Raw genomic sequence first — 22,984 nt, forward strand, 5'->3', positions numbered from 1 at the left:
GTTCCGACTCATCATGGTCGTCGCCATGACGAACGTCGGCAGCATCGTCGCTAGCCTCCTGTTCGTCGCGTACGTCCTGCCGCTGTTCGCCGCCGACCTGGGTGGCGTCGACGCCGTCACCCGACTGATGCTCGACGGCGCGGCGAACAGCGCCGACGCTATCTGGAGGGCCGTCTCGTGAGCGTGGGAGAGGCGCTCACCTTCTCGGACCGCGAACTCCGTGACCTCGCGCTCGCGTGGGTCGCGCTCGGTGTCGCCTTCGCCGTCTTCTTCGCCGGCGGTGGCGGCGGCCTCGTGGCGCTGCTCTCGCGTGGCGGGTTCGTCGTGGCCGTCGTCGTGAGCCTCCTCACCGCGGGCCTCGGCTTCCTCGTCCACGAACTCGCGCACAAGGTTGTCGCCGTCCGCTTCGGTCAGGTGGCCGAGTTCCGCGCCGACTACGGCATGCTCTTCCTCGCCGTCGTGAGCGCGCTGGCGGGCTTCATCTTCGCCGCCCCCGGCGCCGTCTACCACCGCGGCGTCCTCTCGGACCGCGAACACGGCCTCATCGCGCTGGCCGGCCCCGCGGTGAACCTCGTGCTCGCCGTCGTGTTCGCGCCGCTCCTCGTCGTCGGTTCGCTCGCTGGCGTCGGGTTCCTCGAACTCGTCGGCTCTCGAGGCGTCGCCATCAACCTCTTCCTCGCGGCGTTCAACATGCTGCCGTTCGGCGCGCTCGACGGCCGGACCGTCCTGGACTGGAGCACGGCGGTGTTCGTCGGCGTCTTCGTCCCCAGCGTCGTGGTTACGGTCCTCGTCGTCTTCGTCCTCGGCGTGGGGTTCTGACCCTGGTACGGCGGGGCCGGTGCCGGGCGGGTCAGTTCCCCTGGCGGGTCGACCGCCACCGCCCGACGAGGAGTCCGGAGCCGAGGAGTGCGAGGAGTACGGTTGCGGAGAGCACCGGTCTGTCGGTTGCGAACGCGACGAGGGCTGCGAAGAGCGACTCCTGCCGCCCGTAGTAGACCAGTCCACCGGTGGCCGCGTAGAACCCGACGGTGCCGACGGCGGTGAAGACGCCGAACCGAACCGGGTCCATCCCGGCGAACCCGGCGGGCAGCGAGACGACGGAGCGGAGTACGGGGAGGAACCGACCCCACAGCACCGACCACTGGCCCCACCGCCGGAACCACACTCGCGCCTGCTCGACCCGGCCAGCCGGGACCCGGAGGTGGCGTCTCAGCCAGTCGGAGTCGCCGACGCGGGTCCCTGCGCTCACCGAGAACGGCACGAAGGCACCGAGGGTACCGCCCACGCCGCCAGCGACGACGAACACGACGAGCGAAGCGACGTCGGTGACGAGGAGCACCGCGGCAGCCGGGACGACCACCTCGCTCGGCAGGAACGGGAAGAGCATCGACGTCTCGAGGAAGACGAAGAGACACAGCGCCAGCGGGCCGTACAGACGCACGAACTCCAGGGCTGTCGTCGTCAGGTCGGTCACGAGTGGGTGTCGATGGAGGCACGCTTCCGCGAGCGATAAAACCCCACCGTCGCCGCTCGTCGCCTCGGGTCGGCCCCGCCACACCGTGCTTATATGTCGCCCCCCGACCCAGGGGGAGCCATGACCGGCGACGCCGAAGACCCCAACGACGAAGTCCAGTACCACGTCGAACTCGCCCCCGGCGACATCGCTGGCCCCGTCCTCTTGCCCGGTAACCCCGAGCGTGTCGACGTCATCACCGACCTGTGGGACGACGCCGAGGAGGTGGCGTACCACCGCGAGTACCGCACCGCCACTGGCACGTACGACGGCGCACCCATCACCGTCACCTCGACGGGCATCGGATCCCCCTCGACGGCCATCGCCGTCGAGGAACTCGCACGCGTCGGCGCGGACACGTTCATCCGGGTCGGGTCCTGTGGCGCCATCCAGCCGGGGATGGACATCGGCGACCTGGTCATCACCTCCGGCGCGGTCAGACAGGAGGGGACGAGCCACGAGTACGTCCGTGGCGACTACCCTGCCGTCGCCTCCCACGAGGTGGTGTCGGCGCTCGTCGCCGCCGCGGAGCGACTCGACTACGACTACCACGTCGGGCTGACGATGAGCGCCGACGCCTTCTACGCCGGCCAGGGCCGCGAGGGGTACGAGGGGTTCGTCGCCGCGGGGTCGGAGACGCTCGTCGAGGAACTCCAGGAGGCGAACGTCGCCAACATCGAGATGGAGGCGTCGGCCATCCTGACCCTGGCGAACGTCTACGGTCTCCGGGCGGGGGCGGTCTGTTCCGTCTTCGCCAACCGGGTCACGGGGGAGTTCCAGACGGAGGGCGAGTCGAAGGCCTCGGAGACGGCGAGTCTCGCCGTCTCGCTCCTGGCGCGGATGGAGGCGGTCAAGCGCGAGTCGGGTGTGAGTGAGTGGCACGCTGGACTGTCGATATAACGTCACAGCGGGTCGTTCGTGTGGGATTCGCGCCGTCGTTTCAACATCCCTTTATCGGATGAATCCTCACCCAAACACAATCATGAGCACGCAGGTCGTCGTCCTCGGTTCGGGCTACGCCGGGACGGGCGCGATACAGCGCCTCGAGAAGGAACTCGACGGTGACGCGGACGTCACGTGGGTCTCGGAACACGACTACCACCTCGTCCTCCACGAGGTCCACCGGTGCATCAGCAATCCGAGCGCCGAGTCGAAAGTCGCCATCCCCATCGACGAGGTGAAGTCGCCGTCGACGGAGTTCGTCGAGGGGCGCGTCACCGACATCGACGTCGACGAACGCACCGTCACCCTCGAGGAGGGGACGGAACTCGACTACGACTACCTCCTGGTCGCGCTCGGGAGTACGACCGCGTTCTACGGCATCGAGGGTCTCGAGGAGTACTCGCTCGAACTGAAGGGCCTCGACGACGCCCGCGAGATTCACCAGCAGGTGTCGGAGGCCGCGGCGGCCGCGACGGCCGACGACCCGGCGAGCATCGTCGTCGGCGGGGCCGGTCTCTCCGGCATCCAGACGGCCGGCGAAGTCGCGGAGTACCGCGACGAACACGACGTCCCCCTCGACATCCACCTCGTGGAGGGCCTCGACCAGGTCCTCCCGAACATGGACCCCGAACTCCAGGGAGCACTCCGCCGCCGCCTCGAGGACCGCGGTATCGACATCAAGTGCGGCGAGTTCGTCTCGAAGGTCGACGAGGAGGCCATCTACATCGGTGGCGGCGAGGACGAAGCGCCCGAAGAGCTCCCCTACGACGTCTTCGTCTGGACGGGCGGCATCACTGGCCAGCCCGAGATGACCGACTGCGAAGTCGAGAAGGACGAACGCTCGAACCGCGTCCACGCCGCCCCGGACTTCCAGACGTCGAACGAGCGCGTCTTCGCCCTCGGCGACTCCGCGCTCGTCGAGCAGGGCCCCGACGCCATCGCCCCGCCGACGGCACAGGCCGCCTGGCAGGCCGCCGAGGTGGCCGGTGAGAACCTCGCTCGCGCCGTCCGCGGCCAGCCACTGAAGACGTGGACGCACGACGACAAGGGGACCGTCGTCTCCGTCGGCGAGGACGCCGTCGCCCACGACGTCGACGGCGTGCCAATCAACGTCTTCGGCGGGACGCCCGCCCGCGTGCTGAAGAAGGCCATCGCCGCCCGCTGGATCGCCGACGTGGCCAGCGTCTCCCGCGCCATCGACGCGTGGAGCGACATGTGACGGTCGGCCACGGGCGACCCCTCGCGTTCGCGGCCCGCTCGCGCGTCGCCGACGACTGACCCTCCGAGTTCCCCGGGTTGCTCCTCGTCCGTCCGGTCCGGGGGAAACGTGGTCTTCTCGACACACTCCGACTGGACAGTGCTATCTCTCGGAGACACCGACGTGTCTCACAGGAGTGGCGCGCCGAGAGAGCGAAGGAGACGAGATGTCGAGACTCGGGTCCGACCGCCGTTGCCGACCGTGTCCGTGTCTAGTGCGAGGGTTCGCCGACCGGGGCCTCCATCCCGTCGATTTGCAGGATGAGGATGTTGTTCGTGTCGTCCTTGCCGTCGACGGTTCCGCGGATGACGAGTTTCGACAGCGGCGTGGGGCCGACCCTGATGCTGTCGCCCTCGTGGAAGTCGCGGACGGACCCCTGGACGTGAATCTCCGCGCGGCACAGTTCGGGGTGGTGGACGCTGGAGAGGTCGATTTCGTCGACGTTGACGCTCTCGACTCGTTCGTCGTTGTGGAACAGCGGGACGGCCGCGGGTTCGTCCATCTGGTCGACGTCGAGCGCCTCGTACGCGTTCGCGGTCGGCTTGTAACCACCCTTCGGCCCGGGTACGCCCTCGACCAACTGCAGCGCCTTCAGGCTCTGCATCTGGTTGCGAATCGTCCCCGGGTTCCGGTTCACCTCTTCGGCGATGTCCTCGCCTTTCACTGCGCTCTCCGACTCCCGGTAGAGGTTGATGAGTGCAGTCAGAATGGTCTTCTGACTCGACGTAAGCTCGATTGATGACATGCATCATAATTCGAGGGAGGGCTGCTTAAATGCAATGGATAGACTACCACAGAGACCGCCCAAATACGTTACTGTGGCCTTTTTTCACAAACAGCGTCGGTGGTTCCATCCCGGGCCCCTGGGCGCTTCCGGGGACCGTAACGGCTTTCTCGCCGGTTCCTCACGGTTCGTGCATGCCACGTCGCGTTCGAATCCTCGGTGCGCCGACCGACTATGGGGCGAACCGCCGCGGAGTCGACATGGGGCCGTCCGCCATCAGGTACGCCGACCTCGCGTCGGAACTCGAGGGAGCGGGCGTCACCCCCCGCGACGAGGGTGACCTTCACGTCCCCCGGATGGAAGAGCGCGACCCCGACACCGAGGAGCCACCCGCGGGCACGGCCCGCTTCCTCCGCGAGACGCGAGAGGTGTGTACGGCCCTCGCCGACCGCGTCGCAGAGAGTATCGACGCGGGGGCGACGCCGCTCGCTCTCGGTGGGGACCACTCCATCGCCATCGGCTCGCTCGTCGGGTCGGCGCGTAGCGCGCGCATCGGCGCCATCTGGTTCGACGCCCACGGCGACATGAACACCCCGACGACGTCGCCGAGCGGGAACGTTCACGGGATGCCGCTGGCGGCAGCCCTCGGCGTGGGCGACTTCTCCGAGCGGACGTACGACTGGGCGAACGCGCTCGGCCTCGACGCCTCGAACGTCGCCCTCGTCGGCCTCCGGTCGCTGGACGACGACGAGCGCGACGCCATCCACGACTCGGCGGTGCAGGCGTTCACGATGTCAGACATCGACGAACGCGGCATCGCGAGCGTCGTCGACGACGCACTCGCCGTCGCGACCGACGGCACCGACGGCGTCCACGTCTCGCTCGACCTCGACTGGCTCGACCCGACGGTCGCTCCGGGCGTCGGGACGCCCGTCCGCGGTGGCGTCACCTACCGCGAGGCGCACCACGCGATGGAGGCCGTCGCCGGGAGCGACGCGTTGCGCTCGATGGAACTCGTCGAGGTCAACCCCGTCCTCGACGAACAGAACGAGACTGCGGCGCTGGCAGTCGAACTCGCGGCGAGCGCCTTCGGCAAACGGATCCTGTAGCGAGGGTCGAACCCGCTCCCGTTACGAAGTTCGAATCCACCGCTCGGGCCACGGTTGCACCTCCGTGCCGTCCTCTTTTCCCGCCACTCGGTGTAACGGAGGTGTGCGCCTCATCCACCTGTTCGTCCCCGACGAGCAGAACGACGCCGTCTTCGACACCCTCGACGAGATGGGTGTCGACTACGCGACGAGCGGGTCGAGCGAGTCACAGGCCGACCGCACGCTCGTCCAGTTCCCGCTGCCGACGAACGCCGTCGAACCGGTCGTCGCGGCGCTCAGAGACGCGGGCGTCGACACCGACTCCTACACCGTCATCGACACGGCCGAGACGGCGATGACGCCCGGTCTCGAAACGCTTCAGGAGGAGTACTCGCAGGACTACACTCCGCTCGCCCCGTACTCGCTCCGGTCGAAGGCACTCGACATGAGCCACGACACTCTCTCGTACGTCGTGCTCGTCCTCCTGAGTGCCGTCATCGCGGCGGCGGGACTCCTCGTCGACTCGCCCGCAATCGTCGTCGGATCGATGGTCATCGCCCCGCTCGTCGGTCCGATGCTCACTGCCGGTGTCGGGACCGCCACCGGCGACAGAGAGATGATCGCCGCGAGCCTCCGACAGCAGGCCGTCGGTATCACCGTCGGAATCGCGGGCGCCGCCGTCGTTGCCCTCTCGTTCCGCGCGCTGGGTATCGTCGCTGGCTCACTCGACCCCACCTCGCTCGAACTCGTCACGCTCCGCATGGCCCCGGGGGTCGTCGCCCTGCTCGTCGGCGTGGCCGGCGGGGCCGCCGCCGCCATCGGGCTCACGACCCACGGGCCGATATCGATCATCGGCGTGATGATCGCAGCGGCGCTCGTTCCCGCGGCCGCCGTCGTGGGAATCGGCATCGCCTGGGGCGCCCCCGTCCTCACGGTCGGCGCGCTGCTGCTCCTCCTCTCGACACTCGTCGTGGTCAACGCGAGTATCGTGGTGACGCTCTTCTTCGTCGGCTACCGCTCCGACGCGTACTTCGTCGAACGGTCCCCGGCCTGGAATCTCAGGACCGTCGCCACCGCAGCGCTAGTCGTCGCGCTCCTCGTCGCCTCGGTCGGCGCGAGCGCCGCACAACTACAGTACGAACGCGACGTGAACGACGGCGTCGAGGCGGTTCTCGAGAGACCGACGTACGACGAGGTATCGCTCGCCGGCGTCTCGACACCGTACGCCAACCCACTGCTGTTCGACCGACCGACCGAGGTCACCGTCACTATCGAGCGACCGGCTGGCCGGTCGTATCCGGCGCTACCCGACGCCCTCGAGACGAGAGTCGAAGCCCGAACCGGGTCGCCGGTCACGCTCCGCGTCGAGCACGTCACCTACACCACTCCGGCCCGTACGACCGACTCCGTCGCCATCGACCTCAGCGCAGACACCGAACGGTCGCGGCCGACACCGGGCTAGTGATCCGTCGTGGAGACGAGGTGGAGTCGCTCGCGGTCGGTGGCGCCCGACCCGTTCGTCTCGTCTCACTCACCGTCGGTCGCCGGGTCGAACACGCGGACCACGTCGGACGTGACGACCACCGGGTGGTCCCAGAGGACCATCGAGGCCCGGATGCGCCCGTCTGCGGTCCGCAGGAGTTCGTCGAGTGCGTCGGGGTCGACGACGTCCGCGAGTAGCTCTTCGGTCCCGAACAGGTCGACGTCGAGTTCGGCGAACGCGTGTAGTATCGACTTGGAGGGCTGCTCGTCGGTGAACGACCGCGTGACGAGGACCGTGTCGTCCTGGCGGACGTGGGCGGTGCCGGTCGTATTCATGGCTACACGTGGTACTCGGGGTGTCGAACGTGTATAAATCATTGAATTTCTTCGTTGGGCGGGATTCCGAGAGTCGTCAGCGGCGGCCCGGGGTCAGTCCGAACCAGCCTCGTCGGCGTCGTCGGCCTCGTCGGCCTCGTCGGCACTCGCCTGTGCCACCGCGGCCGGGACGACAGAGACGGCACCGACGGAGTCGCTCTCTTCGAGGTCCATCACCGTCACGCCCTTCGTGTTCCGGCTGATGACGGAGAGGTCGTCGACGGCCGTCCGGATGATCTGACCGTTCTCGCTCATCACGACGATGTGGTCGCCGTGACCGACCGTCTCGATGGTGCAGACGGGGCCGTTCCGCCCCTCGGTCTTGATGTCGATGAGCCCCTTCCCGTTGCGCGACTGCTTCCGGTAGTCGCCGATGTTCGTCCGTTTGCCGTAGCCGTTCCGGGTGACGGTGAGCGTCCAGTCGTGTCGCTCCTCGTCGACGGCCGCGAGTCCGGCGACGCGGTCACCCTCTCGGAGGTCGATCCCGCCGACGCCGCGGGCGCTTCGGCCCATCGCACGGACCTCCTGCTCGTCGAACCGGATGCTCATACCGCCCTCGGAGGCGACGATGAGGTCGTGTCTGCCGTCGGTGACCTCGACGTCGGCGAGCGCGTCACCCTCTTCCAGCGTGATGGCGCGAATGCCCGTCGAGAGGATGTTCTGGAAGCGGTCGACGTTCGTCCGCTTGACCCTTCCACGCCGGGTGACCATCGTGAGGAACTTCTCGTCGCGGTCGTCGTCTGCACCCTCGTCCGCGCTCACCTCGAGGTCGTCGCAGTTCACGACGGCCTGTATCTCCTCGCCGGGGTCGAGGTCGAGGTAGTTGACGAGTGCGCTCCCTCGCGTGTAGCGGGTCTCGGGCCGCGGGAGCTGGTACGTCTTCAGCTTGTACACCTGCCCGTGGTCGGTGAAGCACAGCAGGTAGTCGTGGGTGTTGGCGACGAAGACGCTCGCCACCCTGTCGCCCTGCTTGAGTTCGCTTCCGATGATTCCCTTCCCGCCGCGTCGCTGCGCGCGGAACCACGACAGCGGCATCTGCTTCACGTAGTCGTCCTCGGTGACGACGACCACCACGTCCTCCTCGGGGACGAGGTCCTCGTGCGTCACCTCGCCGTCGTTCTCGACGAAGTTCGTCCGGCGCTCGTCGGCGTAGTCGTCCTTGATCTCGAGGAGCTCTTCCTCGATGACGCCGAGCAGTTCGGACTCGTCGCCGAGAATCTCTTCGAGGCGCTCGATGGTCGCCTGCACCTCCTCGTACTCCGTCTCGATGGCCGTCGTCTCCATCGACGTCAGCGAGCCGAGCTGCATCGAGACGATGTGGTCGACCTGCGCCTCGGAGAAGTCGTACTCCGCTCGGAGCGCCGCCTTCGCGGCGTCGCGGTCGTCGGCGTCGCGGATGATGTCGACCACCGTGTCGACGTGTTCGAGGGCCGTGAGCCGCCCCTCGAGGATGTGTGCGCGGTCTTCGGCCTCGGCGAGGTCGTACTCGGAGCGCCGGCGGACGACCTCCTTCCGGTGTTCGAGATACTCGACCAGCGTCTGCTTGAGGTCGAGGACGCGCGGCTCGCCGTCGACGAGAGCGAGGTTGATGACGCCGAACGTCGACTCCAGATGCGAGGTGAGCAGGTGGTTCTTCACCAGCTGCGGGTCGGCGTTACGCTTCAGTTCGATGACGACGCGGATGCCGTCGCGGTCGGACTCGTCGCGGATGTCGCGGATGCCCTCCAGAGAGCCGTCGTTGACGTCGTCGGCGATGCGCTTGATGAGCCGCGCCTTGTTCTCCTGGTAGGGGAGCTCGTTGATGACGATGCGCTCGTCGCTCACCTCGAAGTCGGCGCGGACGCGGATGCGACCGCGACCCGTGGTGTACGCCTGGTGGACCGCGTTCTTGCCGACGATGTTCGCCCCCGTCGGGAAGTCCGGGCCCTTGATGGGTCCGTCGGAGCCGTTGCCGCGGCCGTCGCGGGTGTCGACGAGGTCCTCGACGCCGCAGTCGGGGTTCTGGATGAGTTCGACGGTGGCGTCGATGACCTCGCCGAGGTTGTGCGGCGGAATGTTCGTCGACATCCCGACGGCGATGCCCGACGAGCCGTTGACGAGCAGGTTCGGGAACGCCGCCGGCAGGACGGTCGGCTCCTGCTTTCGGTCGTCGTAGTTCGACTGGAAGTCGACGGTGTCCTTCTCGATGTCCGCCAGGAGTTCCTCCGCGATGGAAGCCATCCGTGCCTCCGTGTACCGCATCGCGGCTGCGGGGTCGCCGTCGACGGAGCCGAAGTTCCCCTGTCCGTCGACGAGCGGGTAGCGCATGGAGAACTCCTGTGCCATCCGGGTGAGGGTGTCGTAGATGGCCGAGTCGCCGTGCGGGTGGTAGTCACCCATCGTCTCACCCACGATGGAGGAGGACTTCCGGTGCGAGGAGCCCGAGGTGACGCCCGCCTGGTGCATCGCGTAGAGGATGCGCCGGTGGACGGGCTTGAGGCCGTCCCGGACGTCGGGGAGCGCCCGCCCCGCGATGACGGACATGGCGTAGTCGATGTACGACTGCTCCATCTCCTGTTCGATGCGGGCGTTCTCGACCTGTGCGGCGATGGGGCTGTCGGGGTTCGGGTCGGAGCTCATCTCAGATGTCCACCCACTCGGCGTCGGTCGCGTGTTCTTTGATGAACTGCTTGCGCGGTTCGACCGCGTCGCCCATCAGGACGTTGAACATCCTGTCGGCGGCGGCGGCGTCGTCGACGGTGATCTGTTTCAGCACCCGGTTCTCGGGGTTCATCGTCGTCTCCCAGAGCTGGTCGGGGTTCATCTCGCCGAGGCCCTTGAACCGCTGGACCTGCGTCGGGTTCCCGTTGCACTGCTCTTCGACGATGCGGTCACGTTCGGCCTCCGTCATCGCGTCGTACGTCTCGCCCCGGTAGCGGACGCGGTACAGCGGCGGCTTGGCCGCGTAGACGTAGCCCGCCTCGATGAGCGGCCGCATGTACCGGTACAGCAGCGTCAACAGGAGAGTCCGGATGTGCGCGCCGTCGACGTCGGCGTCGGTCATGATGATGACGCGGTGGTACCGGACGTCCTCGACGCTGAAATCTTCCCCGACGCCGGCCCCGATGGCCGTGATGAGCGAGCGTATCTCCTCGTTCTCGAGGATGCGGTCGAGGCGGTGTTTCTCGACGTTGAGTATCTTCCCGCGCAGCGGGAGGATGGCCTGGAAGGAGCGGTCTCGTCCCTGTTTCGCGCTCCCGCCGGCGGAGTCACCCTCCACGATGAACAGTTCGGACTCGCTGGGGTCGCGGTTCTGACAGTCGGCCAGCTTGCCGGGGAGCGCCGTGGATTCGAGCGCCGACTTCCGACGGGTCAGCTCCTTCGCCTTCTTCGCCGCCATCCGGGCCTTCGCGGCCTCGACGGCTTTCATCACGACCGACTGAGCGACGTCCGGATGCTCCTCGAAGTAGGTGCCGAGTTTGTCGTTCGTGACCGTCTCGGTGATCCCTCTCACTTCGGAGTTCCCGAGCTTCGTCTTGGTCTGTCCCTCGAACTGCGGGTCGGGATGCTTGACCGAGAGGACCGCCGTGAGTCCCTCGCGGACGTCCTCGCCCTTGAGCGTGGAGTCGAGGTCCGAGAGCATGTCGTGGCGCTCCGCGTAGTCGTTGACCGTGCGTGTCAGCGCCGTCTTGAACCCCGTCAGGTGGGTGCCGCCCTCCCTGGTGTTGATGTTGTTGGCGAACGCGTGGATAGAGGGCTGTACCTCGTCCGTCGCCTGGATGGCGACTTCGACGTGGATGCCGTCCTGTTCGTCCTCGTAGTAGATGACGTCGTCGTGGAGCGTCGTCTTCGTCTCGTTGATGTATCTGACGAACGCCTTGATACCGCCCTCGTACTCGAAGGCGTCGGACTCGCCCGACGTCTCGTCCTCGATGGAGATGCGGACGCCGGAGTTGAGGAAGGCGAGTTCGCGGAGCCGGTTGGCGATGGTGTCGTAGTCGAACTCGGTCGATTCGAAGATCTCTCCGTCGGGCCAGAAACGGACCGTCGTGCCCGTCCCCTCGTCCGGGTCGAGGTCGCGGACGCGCTGGAAGGCCCCCTCTTCGGGGACGCCGTGGTCGAAGCGGTGTTTCCACACGGCCCCGTCGCGACGCACCTCCACTTCGAGCCACTTCGAGAGGGCGTTGACGACGGAGACGCCGACGCCGTGCAGGCCGCCGGAGACGGAGTACGAGTCCTTGTTGAACTTCCCGCCCGCGTGGAGGACGGTCATCACCACTTCCACCGCCGGTCGGTCGTACTTCTTGTGTGTGTCGACCGGGATTCCCCGGCCGTTGTCCGTGACGCTCACCGACCCGTCCTCGTGGAGGGTGACGTCGATGTCGTCACAGTAGCCCGCGAGTGCCTCGTCGATGGCGTTGTCGACGACCTCGTAGACCAGATGGTGGAGCCCCCTCGGTCCGGTCGAACCGATGAACATCCCCGGTCGTTGCCGGACCGGTTCCAGATCCTCGAGAGCCTGGATCTGGTCGGCTCCGTATTCGGTTTCGCCTGACATAGAATCTGAATATTTCTACGAGTCGGTCTCGCTTAAACCCTCGCACGCGCGCGTGCGACTATCTGAAGTAGAGTTCGCAAGAACGAAACTGATAGCCGTGAAGGGACAAGATATCTTGGTGCCCGCTCGTTCGTGCGGACTCGGCGGAGGGGAATTACTGTTTCGCTCCGCGCGTCCGTGCCGCCGGAGGAGTCGTCCGGCCGGTGACTCGGGAGACGGTACCAAGCGACACGGAACTGGAACTGACACCGCCACGAACGGCCATCGACGGCGTGATGCCTCCGATTTCACTTTCACCGTACCAGCGGAGAGTTCTTAACCGTCGGTACGGAAGGGGTTGACAGACGATGACCTCGATACAGTCGACACTCGGCGAGGGAGACGAGGGTATCGCCGAGGAGTTGGCCAAGGGCCAGCGTGAAATCTCCATCGCCGAGTTCTTCGAGAAGAACAAACACATGCTCGGGTTCGACTCGGGCGCTCGGGGGCTTGTCACCGCCGTCAAGGAGGCGGTCGACAACGCCCTTGACGCGACCGAGGAGGCCGGCATCCTCCCCGACATCTACGTCGAGATTCGGGAGGTCGACGACTACCTCAGGGTGGTCGTCGAGGACAACGGTCCCGGCATCACGAAGGAGCAGGTGCCGAAGGTCTTCGGGAAACTCCTCTACGGCTCTCGCTTTCACGCCCGCGAACAGTCACGCGGGCAGCAGGGTATCGGCATCTCCGCGGCGGTCCTGTACTCGCAGTTGACCTCGGGCAAGCCGGCGAAGATTACCAGCCGAACGCAGGGGAAACCGGAGGCACAGTACTTCGAACTCATCATCGACACGGACACCAACGAGCCCGAGATAAAGGAGTCACGCGAGACGTCGTGGGACCGCTCGCACGGGACGCGCATCGAACTGGAGATGGAGGCGAACATGCGCGCCCGCACACAGCTACACGACTACATCCGCCACACGGCCGTCGTCAACCCCCACGCGCGGGTCGAACTCCGCGAACCCGGCCTCGACGAGCCGATGAAGTTCGAGCGGGCGACGGACCAGTTGCCCGAACCGACAGAGGAGATTCGCCCGCACCCCCACGGGGTCGAACTCGGCACGCTGCGGAAGATGCTCGCGGCGACGGAGTCGTACTCCGTCTCGGGCTTCCTCCAGGAGGAGTTCACGCGGGTCGGCAAGAAGACCGCCGACAAGGTCATCGACAACTTCCGCGACCGGCACTTCGGACGCGAATTGGCGTGGAGCCCACCGGGAACACACGAGCGCGTCGACCTCGCGGACGTCGTCGAGGCGGCCGTCGCGAACAAGGGCGCCTCGGCGACAGCCGACTTCGCCGAGCGAATCGCCGACGTCCTCTCGAACCGCGAACGCGTGGCCCACCACGAGGTGCGTGCGGTCGTCGACACCTGCGCCGACGAGGTCGAGTCCGAGACCGGGACCCGGTTCGGCTCCACAGTGCGGGAGAACACGGTCGAGGCTATCTGGGGAGCCGTGACGGGACGCGACCGGGACGGAGACGCGGACACGGACGCGGACGCCGACGAGGGCCGGGAGCGACTGACCGCCGACCTCTACGCCGTCGTCGACGAGGCGACCTCCACCCGGAAGGACGACGCGACCAAGCAGGGAATGGCAGAGCGACTCGCCCGGAACGCGTCCGGACTCGACGACGGCCGCCACCGGCTCACCCACCGGGCGCTCGTCGACCTCGTCGACGGCGCCGCGGACGACACCGTCGAGTACGACGAGGCGACGTTCGGGGAGACGGCCCGGGCGAACGTGGTGGAGGCGCTCTGGTCGCACGCTCGGACCGTCCCCGACGACCCCCCGAAGGTGAAAACAATCGTCGACGACCGCGACTGCGCGCGGGCCCTCCTGGACGCGATGCGGGAGACGGACATCCTCGCACCGCCGACGACGTGTCTGTCGCCCATCTCCGCGGACCTCATCGAGGCTGGTCTCCGCGAGGTGTTCGACGCCGACTTCTACGCGGCCGCGACGCGCGACGCCGAAGTTCACGCCGGCGACCCGTTCGTCGTCGAGGCGGGCATCGCCTACGGTGGCGAACTCGCCGCGGAGGGCTCCGTCGACCTCCTGCGGTTCGCCAACCGCGTCCCCCTCGTCTACCAGCAGGGCGCCTGCGCCGTCACGGGCGTCGTCAAGGACATCGGCTGGCGTAACTACGGACTCGACCAGCCCGGCGGCTCGGGCATCCCGAACGGTCCTGCCGTCATCGCGGTCCACGTCGCCTCGACGAACGTCCCCTTCACCAGCGAGTCGAAGGACGCCGTCGCCAACGTCCCGGCCATCGAGGACGAGGTGGAACTGGCGATTCGGGAGGCCGCCCGCGAACTCAAATCGTACCTCAACCGCCGCCGGTCGATGCAGAAGCGGCGGAAGAAGCAGGAGGTCCTGGGCAAGATTCTCCCGGAGATGGCCGACAAACTCTCCGAGGTGACGGGTCGGGACCGTCCGAACATCGACGGCGCGCTCGCCCGCATCATGAACAACGTCAGCGTCGAACGCGTGGTCGACGGCGACACCGTGACGCTGGTCGTCGAGAACCACTCTGGACGGGCCGAACAGCCCGAGATAACCGACATCCTCGGCGCCGAGCCGGGAGACGTGAACGGCGACGCGCAGGTGGTCGACCTCGACGGCGAGTGGTTCGTGAAGTGGTCCCCGTCGGTCCCGGCGGGCGAGACAGCCGAGTTGAGCTACACGCTCCCCGGAGACACCGACTTCGACATCGCCGTCGACGGCGTCGAGGCCGAGAAACTCACCATCAACACCTGAACCATGTCGCAGACGAAACTCAAAGACGACCTGGCGCGCGAGCGCCTCATCGACCTCGCAGCGGAGTTCTACGACCAGTTCGAGAGCGGAGAGGTCCCCGAGATGACCCTCCCGACGCGGACGAAGAGCAACATCGAGTACGACGAGGAGTCGAAGGTGTGGAAGTACGGCGACCGCACCTCGACGCGTTCCGCCAACTCGGTCCGCGGTGCCCGGAAGCTCCTCAAGGCCGCGTACACCATCGAGTTCCTCGCCCGCCAACTGGAGGAGGGCCGCTCGTCGACCCTGCGTGAACTGTACTACCTCTCGGAGTCGTGGGACTCCGAGGAGGCGCACTTCTCCGACCAGGACGAGTCCAACCAGCTGGTCGAGGACCTCGAAATCGTCTCACACGTCACCCGAGAGGACTTCCACATGCGGCCCGAGGAGTCCGGCGCGACGCTGATGGGCCCGCTGAAACTGCGCGAACAGACCCGCCGCGGCGAGCGCGAGATTCACTGCCAGGAGGACGTCGGCGAGGGCGGCTACCAGATTCCGAACAACCCCGACACCATCGAGTTCTTGGAGCACGACATCGACTTCGTCCTCTGCGTCGAGACCGGTGGCATGCGGGACAGGCTGGTCGAGAACGGCTTCGACGAGGCGTACAACGTCCTCGTCGTCCACCTCAAGGGCCAGCCCGCCCGGGCGACCCGACGCATCACGAAGCGCCTCCACGACGAACTGAGCGTCCCAGTCGTGGTCTTCACCGACGGCGACCCCTGGAGCTACCGCATCTTCGGCTCCGTCGCCTACGGCTCCATCAAGTCCGCACACCTTTCGGAGTATCTCGCCACGCCGGAGGCGGAGTTCGTCGGCATCCAGCCGCAGGACATCGTCGACTACGACCTTCCCACCGACCCCCTCTCCGACTCGGACGTCAACGCCCTCCAGTCCGAACTGGAGGACCCCCGATTCATGACTGACTACTGGGAGGAACAGATCGAACTCCAGCTCGACATCGGCAAGAAGGCCGAACAGCAGGCGCTCGCCTCCCGGGGACTCGACTTCGTCACCGACACCTACCTCCCCGAGCGTCTCGACGCGATGGGCGTCATCTGAACGCCGCTCGTTTCGCGGCTCTCACGCCGACTGCCACGCTCTTCTCGACTCACAGACAGCTTCATCGTCTCGGAACGCCTCTCTCTACTATGTCACGTGGTACCGAGACACTCAGCACAGACCCGGGTCGAATCAAGGCGCTCCCGGACGTCGCCGAACAGTTACTCCGCGTGTACTGGTGGCTCCGCAAGACCGCCTTCACCACCGAGAAGAGCGAGAACCCCTACCTCGTGGTCGAGATGACCAAGAGAGAAGCAGAGGAGTTCTTCGGGCGGCACCACTTCGAGCCGGGGTGGGAGATGTCGTACAGCTTCCGCGGCGAGATTCTGAACCTCCGTCGCGTCGAGTGGGCACACGTCCCGGAGTTCCCCGACCTGCCCTGGTGGCAGGTCCACATCCGCGGCTACCGCCACGACGACCCGCCGGGACTCGAACTGACCGCCCACTTCGAGGCCGAACCCGCCGAACACCCGAAGGAGCACCTCGACCACCTCGGTATCGACGTGCCCCGGGGCAACGCGGTGATGCAGCATATCCTCGACGAGGCTGGCGTCGAGTACACTACCTCCCCGGACTGGTCGGAGTCGCCGCCCGACGAGGTGTCGTGGACCGAGGAGTCGGCCGTCGACCCCGACGCCGACACCGTCGCGGAGGGCGTCGACGTCGAGGTGGGGTGAGTCAGCGCTCGTCCAGCACGACCGGGACGCCGCGCTTCGCCACGTCGCTCGCGAACGCGCCGGAGTCGGCTTCGAGGAAGTCGCGCGTGTTGTAGTGGACCGGGAGGACCAGGTCCGGGTCGAGTGACTCGGCGAGGTCGGCGGCGTCGTGGCGGTCCATACAGACCGACCCAGAGATGTTGGCCAGGAAGAGCGACACCTCCAGTCGCGAGAACGCGCCGTGAGCGTCGGAGTCGCCGGGCCAGAACACGGTGGTGCCGTCGAGCGAAAGGAGGTAGCCACAGCCCTCCCCGCGCGGATGGAGGACGGAGCCGTCCGCCCGGGTGTACGGGCCGTCCGGGTCGTTGTACGCCGCGACGGTCCAGACGTCGACGTCCCCGTCGGAGACCACCTGGTGGTCGTCGTCGGTCACGCGGACGACGTCGTACGGGAGGTCCTCGGGGTCGACGACGTCGCGGTCGGTCGCGTTGGCGCTGACCGCCTCGTGGACGAGCACCGTCGCGTCCTCGCCCGCGACCCGTTCGACGCCGTCGGAGTCGTAGTGGTGACCGTGGGTGACACAGACGAGGTCGGCGTCCCGGGCGTGGTAGGCCGTGGGCGCCGGGTGGGCCGCCTCGGCGCCGGGGGAGTCGCCCGTCCACTCGCCGGTGAGGACGCCGTACCGTCCGGGGTCGAGGTAGGCGACGAAGCCGCCGGGCGTCTCGATGCGAACCGTCGCGTAGCCGAGCCAGTCGACCGAGAGGCCGTCGTGGCGAATCGTCATGTGTCGGCGGAGGACGGCGAGCGTCTTAATGGACTGGATTCCAGCGGCAGCCGGCGGGGCGTCGCCGTGCGGGCGCGAGCGAGGGGACCGGCCGTCACTCCTCGAAGGCCAGCGTCTTCACCACGACGGGAACCGTGTCGTCGTCCGTGATGGGTTCGCCGACGTCGACGTAGGTGCCCCGCTCGACGGACAGTTCGTCGAGCACGACCACGGGTCGGGGGGGCGTCAGTGCCCGTCGAATCGACTGTGCGAGCGCCTTCCCACAGTTCTGAGCGAGCAGGAGCAGGATCGGACCCGCCTCCGACGTGTCGTCGTACGCAGTGACGACCGCCGCCGCGAGGGCTTCGATCCGGTCGTAGGTCAGCGCCCCCACGTCCTCGAACGCGAGGAAAAACCACCCGTCCTCCGACGGCGCCGGGTCGGCAGCCTCCCCGTAGAGACCCACCCCCTGCTCGACGTGGTCGCGTATCCGCGCGGCGAGAGCCCCGTCCTCCTGGTGCGGACTCGCTCCGCCCGTTCGACGCGTCGCCCCGTCCCCGGCCGGGAGTGGTGGGACAGAGACGACGGGGACGTTCCGGAGTGGGAGCACCCCCGCGTCGAGGCCGACCGTCCGCCCGCTGAGGCGTGTGGTCGCGGTCCCCGCCCCGATCACCGTCGCCCGGATGTCTTCGGCGGGGTCGAGGCGCGGCCAGTCGCCGAGGCGGTCGTGGTCACGGATGGCTCCCGCGAGCGCGACGCCGAGGTCACCGTAGGCGTCACGGTCGGCGTCGGCAGGGTTCGAGACGAGCGACCCGACGCCGCCGGTGAACGCCACCGCGTCGAGGTCGACCCGTTCGTCAGGGAGTTCGCCGATGGCCAGGTCGTCGAGCGGGGCGGGATACGGGGGGCCCGCGAGCAGGTCCGCGAGACAGTCGGCCATCGCGTCCACGAGGCGGTCAAGGTCGTTCGCGGACCGGTCGTCACCGACTGCGAGCGCCACGTCGAGGTGGTCGAGCAGCGGCCGAATCGTCTCGGTGACCGCTCGTACGGTTCCGTCGTCGAACTCCACGAGGCGGCCACCGATCCGACAGCACCGCGTCTCCCGGACGGCGTCGCCGTCGAAGACCGCGACGTTGGTCGTGCCGCCACCGACATCGACGTTGGCGACGGTCGCGTTCTCGCGGCTGGCGTAGGCTGCCGCGCCCGACCCCCGCCCGGCGAGAACCGCCTCCAGGTGTGCGCCCGCCGTCTCGACGACGAAATCGCCCAGTTCGAGCGCCAGTTCGCTGACCAGTGCGGCGGCGTTGGCCCGTCGCGCAGTCTCGCCCGTGACGATCACTGCCCCGGTATCGATGTCCGTTCGGGAGACGCCGGCGCGTTCCAGTTCCCGCTCGACGATGGCCGCCACGCCGCCGGCGTCTATCGTCTCCGCGTCGAGCAACGGCGTCTCGTGAATCTCACCCCGGTAGAGTATCTCCCGGTCGGTGATCTCCAGTTTGCCGGCACCGCCGGGACTGGTCGAGGCGACGTGGAGGCGACTCAGGACCACCTGCGTCGTCGTGGTCCCGACGTCGATTCCGACGCTCGTCAGCGGACCCTCGCTCATGGGTTCGGTACTAGCGCTCCGGGAGGTAAGCGTTCGGTGTCCGGAGCCGCGACGCCGGCACCGACGGGGGTCGTTCGCCAGTCGTCGCCGACGCCGCCGACGCCACCGTCGCCACTGACCTCGACGCCTGCCCCGACGACCTCCGGTCGCTCGGCTCACGCCACGGACCGCTCGACCGAGACGGACGACGTCGTCGGGAGTTAGCCCTTCTGGAACTCCCGGTCGTCCTCGGTGAGGTCCAGTCCGCTGGCCTCCTGTTCGACCATCTCCGCCAGCAGGTCGGCGATTTTCGCGCCGGCCTCGACCGGCGGGAGCCCCCCGGCGTGGATGTTCGAGATGACCGACTTCTTCGCCGTGGGCGCACCGCGTTCGGGGGCGTACACCATGTACGCGCTGAGGCTCTCGGCGGTCCGCAGGCCGGGCCGCTCGCCGATCAGGTTGACACAGCAGTCGGCGTCCAACTCCTCGCCGATGGCGTCCATCACGTCGACGCGACCGAACTCGACGAACACGGGCGTCCCCGCCGACAGCCCCCGCTCGTCGAGTTCGTCCAAGAGTGCCGGCAACAGGTCGGGGACGTTCGCTTCCACCGCGGTCGAACTCAGTCCGTCGCTGACGATTACCTGTATCTGCGGGTGCTGCTGGCCGTGCTCGCGGAGGTACTCGGCGGTCTCCTCGGATATCTCCGCGCCGAGGTCCGGGCGAGCGAGGTACTGGTCTTTGTCCTCGACGAGCGTCCGGACCTTCAGGAGACCGAGCTCTTCGACGACGGCGTCGTCGACAGTCGTCAGGACTGCGTCGCGGGCGCGGCCGTGGTCCGCCTGGAACGTGAGCATCGTCTCCGTTCGCGGGCGGGGGCCGGCTCTCCTGACGCCGAGCCGGGACGGGTTGCGCGAGACGATGCGTTCGAGTTCGCTCTCGTCCTCGGGGTCGGTTCGCGCTGTGAGGGTGTCGTCGTCCGGAGTCATGGTCTGGGGTCCGTGAAGATAGTCGGGTCGCCCGCACGGTCGGTCAGCGTGCCGTCGCGCCAGATGTCCATCTCCTCGAGCCACGCACGGAACTCGGGTGCGGGGCCGAGGTCGAAAATCTCCCACAGCGCGGCGGCGTCGTGGTAGCTGTTGGACTGGTAGTTCAGCATGACGTCGTCGCCCATCGGGACCGTGATGAAGTAGTTCGCGCCCGCGGCGCTCAGCAGGACGGCGAGGTTCTCGATGTCGTTCTGGTCGGCGTCGATGTGGTTGGTGTAGCAGGCGTCGATGCCCATCGAGATGCCGTGGAGCTGTCCCATGAACACGTCTTCGAGTCCGGCACGGATCACCTGGCGGCCGTCGTAGAGGTACTCCGGACCGATGAAGCCGACGACGGTGTTGACGATGAACGGGTCGTACCGCTTCGCGAGGCCGTAACACCGCGCCTCCAGCGTGAGCTGGTCAACGCCCTCGTGTGCGGCGCCGGAGAGCTCTGCGCCCTGTCCGGTCTCGAAGTACATCACGTTCGGTCCGCTGGACGTACAGCGGCGCTGTGCGAGGTCGTGGGCCTCGTCGAGCAGTTCCACGTCGATGCCGAACTCGTCGTTCCCGGCCTCGGTGCCCGCGAGGCTCTGGAAGACCAGGTCCGCGGGCGCACCCTCGCGGATGGCGTCCATCTGCGTCGTGACGTGTGCGAGACAGCAGTTCTGGGTCGGGATGTCCCACGTCTCGATGAACTCGTGTGTCCCCTCGAGGATTCGCGTCGTCGTGCCCACGCTGTCCTCGACGGGGTTGATGCCGATCACCGCGTCGCCGACGCCGTACGACAGCCCTTCCCGCGTCGAGTCGAGGATCCGTTCGACGTCGTCGGCCGGGTCGTTCGGTTGCAGCCTGAACGACAGCGTCCCTCCGGTGCCGATGGTGTTGTTACAGCGTGCGGTCACCTCTACCTTCGAGGTCACCAGCACGAGGTCCATGTTCGACATGACCTTCGTGACCGCTGCGATCATCTCGCTCGTGAGTCCGGGTCTGATCGCGCGTATCTCCCGGTCGGTCGTCGACGAGTCGACGAGGAACTCGCGCAGGTCCGCGACCGTCCAGTCCCGGATACGCTCGTAAATCGGTTCTCGGACCGCGTCTTGGATCACCCGCGTCACCTCGTCTTGCTCGTAAGGCACGACCGGGTTCTCGCGCAGGGTCTCGAGCGTGGTCCTGCTCAGGGCGCGCTTTGCGGCGACGCGCTCGGCGGCTGACTCCGCGCCGAGGTTCGCGAGTTCGTCGCCCGTCTTCGGCTCGTTCGCCTTCGCCAGCAGGCTTCGGACCGAGTCGAAGCTGTAGTCGCCGGCGGAGAACGCGTTCGACGTTGCCATCGTATTATCCTGTCAACATGTGCCACTACGTAATAGCTCCTGTTAGTTAACCAAATTTAGTTTACTGTATTAAAGCTCACTTGTATTAATGGGGGGCGTCTGGCGTCGACGGCAGAACGAACCGCGGAGCGAGTCCTCCCGCGAGATGCGGCGCGTTCAAGAGGCCCGAGGAGAAATCGGGCAGGTATGACCGCCGACCTCGCCGAGCGTGTCAGGGACGTCCTCGACGTCGACGCCGAGTCGTTCGAGGCGCAGGCGCGGGCCGACGCCGAGGTAGTGAAAGAGGGCCTCCGGGACGGCGTGTTCGACAACCACCAGGCCATCGTCGGCCTGGAGTACGAGTTCTACGCCGTCGCCGACGGCCGGTGGCGCGCCGACGACGAAGTGCACGCGCTCACGCGGGTCCCCCGTCGCCTCCTCGAACTCATCGGGTTCGAGAAGGAACTGGGCCTGCACAACGCCGAGATGACCACCTCGCCGCAACCGCTGTCGGCGTACGGACTGCGGGCACAGGAGTCGGAGGTGAAGGCGCGCCTCTCTGCCGCACTCGACTGTGCCCGGTCCGAGGGGATGCGTCTCGTGAGCGACGCGCTCTGGACCATCCCTCCCGCGGGCGAGACGGCACGCGGCTATCTCAGCGACGCCGTGGACGTCGGCGGGATTCGACTAGCGACCAACATGAGCGACGCCGTCCGCTACCACGCGATGGCGAACGGGCCGAACGCCCCCGACGCGATGGGCGTCGACGCCCCACACGTCTCCTTCGAGGCACCGACGGTGATGCCCGAGAGCCTCATCACGTCCATCCAGCCGCACTACCAGGTGGCCCACGCCGCCGACCTCCCCACCTACTTCGGGTACGCGCTGCGGGTGGCCGGTCCGCTCCTCGCACTCGGCGTCAACGCCCCCTTCTTCCCACCCGACCTCTACGACGAGGGAGTGAGCGCCGAGGAGATTCTCGCCGACGGCTGGGACGAGGGACGGATCACGGTGTTCGAGTCGGTTCTCAACACGGCGGACTCCGAAAAGGTCCGCTTCCCCCACGACGTCGGCACCGTCGAGGAGGCCGTCGACCGCGTCGCGAGCGACCCGAGCGTCGTCCCGATGTCCGTCTCCGGCGGTGACCGCTACGACGACCGCTTCGCCACACTCCGGCGGAAACACGGTACCTACTGGCGGTGGGTCAGACCGGTGTTCGACGGACCCACTCGGTCGGGAGCGAACGCCCGCATCGAGTTCCGACCCATCAGCGCTCAGCCCACGGTCCGGGACTCCATCGCGTTCCAGGCGGCGTTCGCCGGCCTGATGGAGAGTCTCCCGCGGCGCGCACACCCCGTCGAGAACCTCTCGTGGGAGACGGCGAAGGAGAACTTCTACGCCGCCGCCCGCGAGGGCATCGACGCCGACCTGACCTGGGTGACGAACGCCGGCGACGTCACGACCAACGCCGGCGAACTGTACACCGACCTCCTCGACCACGCCGCCGACGGCCTCGAGTCGGCGGGCTGTTCCGAGGAGGAGGCGGCGTACTACGTCGACCCGCTCCGGCGGCGCGTCGAGACGGCCACGACGCCGGCCGCGTGGAAGCGCAGTCGAGTACGCCAGCGGCTGAACCACGGCGAGTCGTTCGCGGCGGCGGTCACGGGGATGCAGCGGTCGTACATCGAACGGCAGAAGGAGACGCTGCTCGAGGGCTGTTTCGTCGACTGGGTCTGACCCCGAAACGACTCGCACTCGTCTCGGCGTCGCTCTCGGTGTCGGACCCGAGCGAGCGGTGAAGTACACCCCCCGCGTAACAGG

Annotated in this window: 18 protein-coding genes and 1 pseudogene; 10 read left to right on the forward strand and 9 right to left on the reverse strand. The window is 67.5% G+C overall.

Annotation, left to right across the window (positions count from 1 at the left end):
* Both ACESK5_RS10575 and ACESK5_RS10580 read left to right on the forward strand, forming a co-directional pair.
* Positions 1 to 181 (forward strand): annotated as a pseudogene (locus ACESK5_RS10575) (conjugal transfer protein TraB); the annotation flags it as partial.
* Positions 178 to 819 (forward strand): metalloprotease, encoded by a 642-nt coding sequence (locus tag ACESK5_RS10580; RefSeq protein WP_372911533.1) that lies wholly within the window; start codon positions 178 to 180, stop codon positions 817 to 819. The pseudogene ACESK5_RS10575 and the gene ACESK5_RS10580, both read left to right, overlap by 4 nt.
* A 31-nt stretch (positions 820 to 850) precedes the next feature.
* On the opposite strand, the gene ACESK5_RS10585 is transcribed toward ACESK5_RS10580, so the two are convergent.
* Positions 851 to 1,474, reverse strand: a complete 624-nt coding sequence (locus ACESK5_RS10585) for a DedA family protein (RefSeq protein WP_372911534.1) — start codon at positions 1,472 to 1,474, stop codon at positions 851 to 853.
* Between the two features lie 120 nt (positions 1,475 to 1,594).
* Here ACESK5_RS10585 and ACESK5_RS10590 point away from each other — a divergent pair, with 120 nt between their 5' ends.
* Positions 1,595 to 2,413, forward strand: a complete 819-nt coding sequence (locus ACESK5_RS10590) for a nucleoside phosphorylase (protein ID WP_372911535.1) — start codon at positions 1,595 to 1,597, stop codon at positions 2,411 to 2,413.
* A gap of 82 nt (positions 2,414 to 2,495) precedes the next feature.
* Entirely contained in the window at positions 2,496 to 3,674 is a 1,179-nt protein-coding gene (locus tag ACESK5_RS10595; RefSeq protein ID WP_372911536.1) for an NAD(P)/FAD-dependent oxidoreductase, read from the forward strand.
* 250 nt (positions 3,675 to 3,924) lie between these two features.
* Here the strand turns inward: ACESK5_RS10595 and ACESK5_RS10600 are convergent, their stop codons facing one another.
* A complete protein-coding gene (locus ACESK5_RS10600) occupies positions 3,925 to 4,458 on the reverse strand; it encodes an Rrf2 family transcriptional regulator (protein WP_372911537.1) in 534 nt (177 codons plus the stop codon).
* Between the two features lie 173 nt (positions 4,459 to 4,631).
* Here ACESK5_RS10600 and rocF point away from each other — a divergent pair, with 173 nt between their 5' ends.
* Both rocF and ACESK5_RS10610 read left to right on the forward strand, forming a co-directional pair.
* Positions 4,632 to 5,546: an arginase gene (gene rocF, locus ACESK5_RS10605; protein ID WP_372911538.1), complete on the forward strand. Its 915-nt coding sequence runs from the start codon at positions 4,632 to 4,634 to the stop codon at positions 5,544 to 5,546.
* Between the two features lie 103 nt (positions 5,547 to 5,649).
* Positions 5,650 to 6,987, forward strand: a complete 1,338-nt coding sequence (locus ACESK5_RS10610; protein ID WP_372911539.1) for a TIGR00341 family protein — start codon at positions 5,650 to 5,652, stop codon at positions 6,985 to 6,987.
* Between the two features lie 65 nt (positions 6,988 to 7,052).
* On the opposite strand, the gene ACESK5_RS10615 is transcribed toward ACESK5_RS10610, so the two are convergent.
* From ACESK5_RS10615 to gyrB, 3 genes are all read right to left on the reverse strand, one after another.
* Positions 7,053 to 7,343 carry a HalOD1 output domain-containing protein gene (locus ACESK5_RS10615; protein WP_372911540.1) on the reverse strand — a complete coding sequence of 97 codons (291 nt, stop codon included), beginning with the start codon at positions 7,341 to 7,343 and terminating at the stop codon, positions 7,053 to 7,055.
* A 93-nt stretch (positions 7,344 to 7,436) separates the two neighbouring features.
* Positions 7,437 to 10,001 (reverse strand): DNA gyrase subunit A, encoded by a 2,565-nt coding sequence (gyrA, locus tag ACESK5_RS10620; protein ID WP_372911541.1) that lies wholly within the window; start codon positions 9,999 to 10,001, stop codon positions 7,437 to 7,439.
* 1 nt (position 10,002) lies between these two features.
* Positions 10,003 to 11,919, reverse strand: a complete 1,917-nt coding sequence (gene gyrB, locus ACESK5_RS10625; RefSeq protein ID WP_372911542.1) for a DNA topoisomerase (ATP-hydrolyzing) subunit B — start codon at positions 11,917 to 11,919, stop codon at positions 10,003 to 10,005.
* 347 nt (positions 11,920 to 12,266) lie between these two features.
* Between gyrB and ACESK5_RS10630 the strand changes: the two genes are divergently transcribed.
* The 3 genes from ACESK5_RS10630 (at position 12,267) to ACESK5_RS10640 (ending at position 16,498) form a co-directional block, all read left to right on the forward strand.
* Positions 12,267 to 14,720, forward strand: coding sequence for a DNA topoisomerase VI subunit B (locus ACESK5_RS10630; protein ID WP_372911543.1), 2,454 nt, complete (start codon positions 12,267 to 12,269; stop codon positions 14,718 to 14,720).
* Positions 14,721 to 14,723: 3 nt separating this feature from the next.
* Positions 14,724 to 15,821: a DNA topoisomerase IV subunit A gene (locus tag ACESK5_RS10635; RefSeq protein WP_372911544.1), complete on the forward strand. Its 1,098-nt coding sequence runs from the start codon at positions 14,724 to 14,726 to the stop codon at positions 15,819 to 15,821.
* An 89-nt stretch (positions 15,822 to 15,910) separates the two neighbouring features.
* Positions 15,911 to 16,498, forward strand: a complete 588-nt coding sequence (locus ACESK5_RS10640) for a hypothetical protein (protein WP_372911545.1) — start codon at positions 15,911 to 15,913, stop codon at positions 16,496 to 16,498.
* 1 nt (position 16,499) lies between these two features.
* On the opposite strand, the gene ACESK5_RS10645 is transcribed toward ACESK5_RS10640, so the two are convergent.
* The 4 genes from ACESK5_RS10645 to ACESK5_RS10660 all read right to left on the reverse strand — a co-directional run bounded on the left by ACESK5_RS10645 (position 16,500) and on the right by ACESK5_RS10660 (position 21,184).
* Complete coding sequence (locus tag ACESK5_RS10645) at positions 16,500 to 17,261, reverse strand: MBL fold metallo-hydrolase (RefSeq protein ID WP_372911546.1); 762 nt, start codon at positions 17,259 to 17,261, stop codon at positions 16,500 to 16,502.
* 94 nt (positions 17,262 to 17,355) lie between these two features.
* Positions 17,356 to 18,846, reverse strand: a complete 1,491-nt coding sequence (locus ACESK5_RS10650; protein ID WP_372911547.1) for an ethanolamine ammonia-lyase reactivating factor EutA — start codon at positions 18,844 to 18,846, stop codon at positions 17,356 to 17,358.
* A gap of 200 nt (positions 18,847 to 19,046) precedes the next feature.
* The gene (eutC, locus tag ACESK5_RS10655; protein WP_372911548.1) at positions 19,047 to 19,814 is read right to left on the reverse strand and encodes an ethanolamine ammonia-lyase subunit EutC; all 768 of its coding nucleotides are present in this window, start codon (positions 19,812 to 19,814) and stop codon (positions 19,047 to 19,049) included.
* Entirely contained in the window at positions 19,811 to 21,184 is a 1,374-nt protein-coding gene (locus ACESK5_RS10660) for an ethanolamine ammonia-lyase subunit EutB (RefSeq protein ID WP_372911549.1), read from the reverse strand. The genes eutC and ACESK5_RS10660 overlap by 4 nt, the downstream gene beginning before the upstream one ends.
* A gap of 186 nt (positions 21,185 to 21,370) precedes the next feature.
* On the opposite strand from ACESK5_RS10660, the gene ACESK5_RS10665 reads away from it, so the two are divergent.
* The gene (locus tag ACESK5_RS10665) at positions 21,371 to 22,900 is read left to right on the forward strand and encodes a hypothetical protein (protein WP_372911550.1); all 1,530 of its coding nucleotides are present in this window, start codon (positions 21,371 to 21,373) and stop codon (positions 22,898 to 22,900) included.
* Positions 22,901 to 22,984: the final 84 nt, after the last annotated feature.

The organism is Salinigranum sp. (assembly GCF_041641895.1).
In the GTDB taxonomy this organism is placed as follows: Archaea; Halobacteriota; Halobacteria; order Halobacteriales; family Haloferacaceae; genus Salinigranum.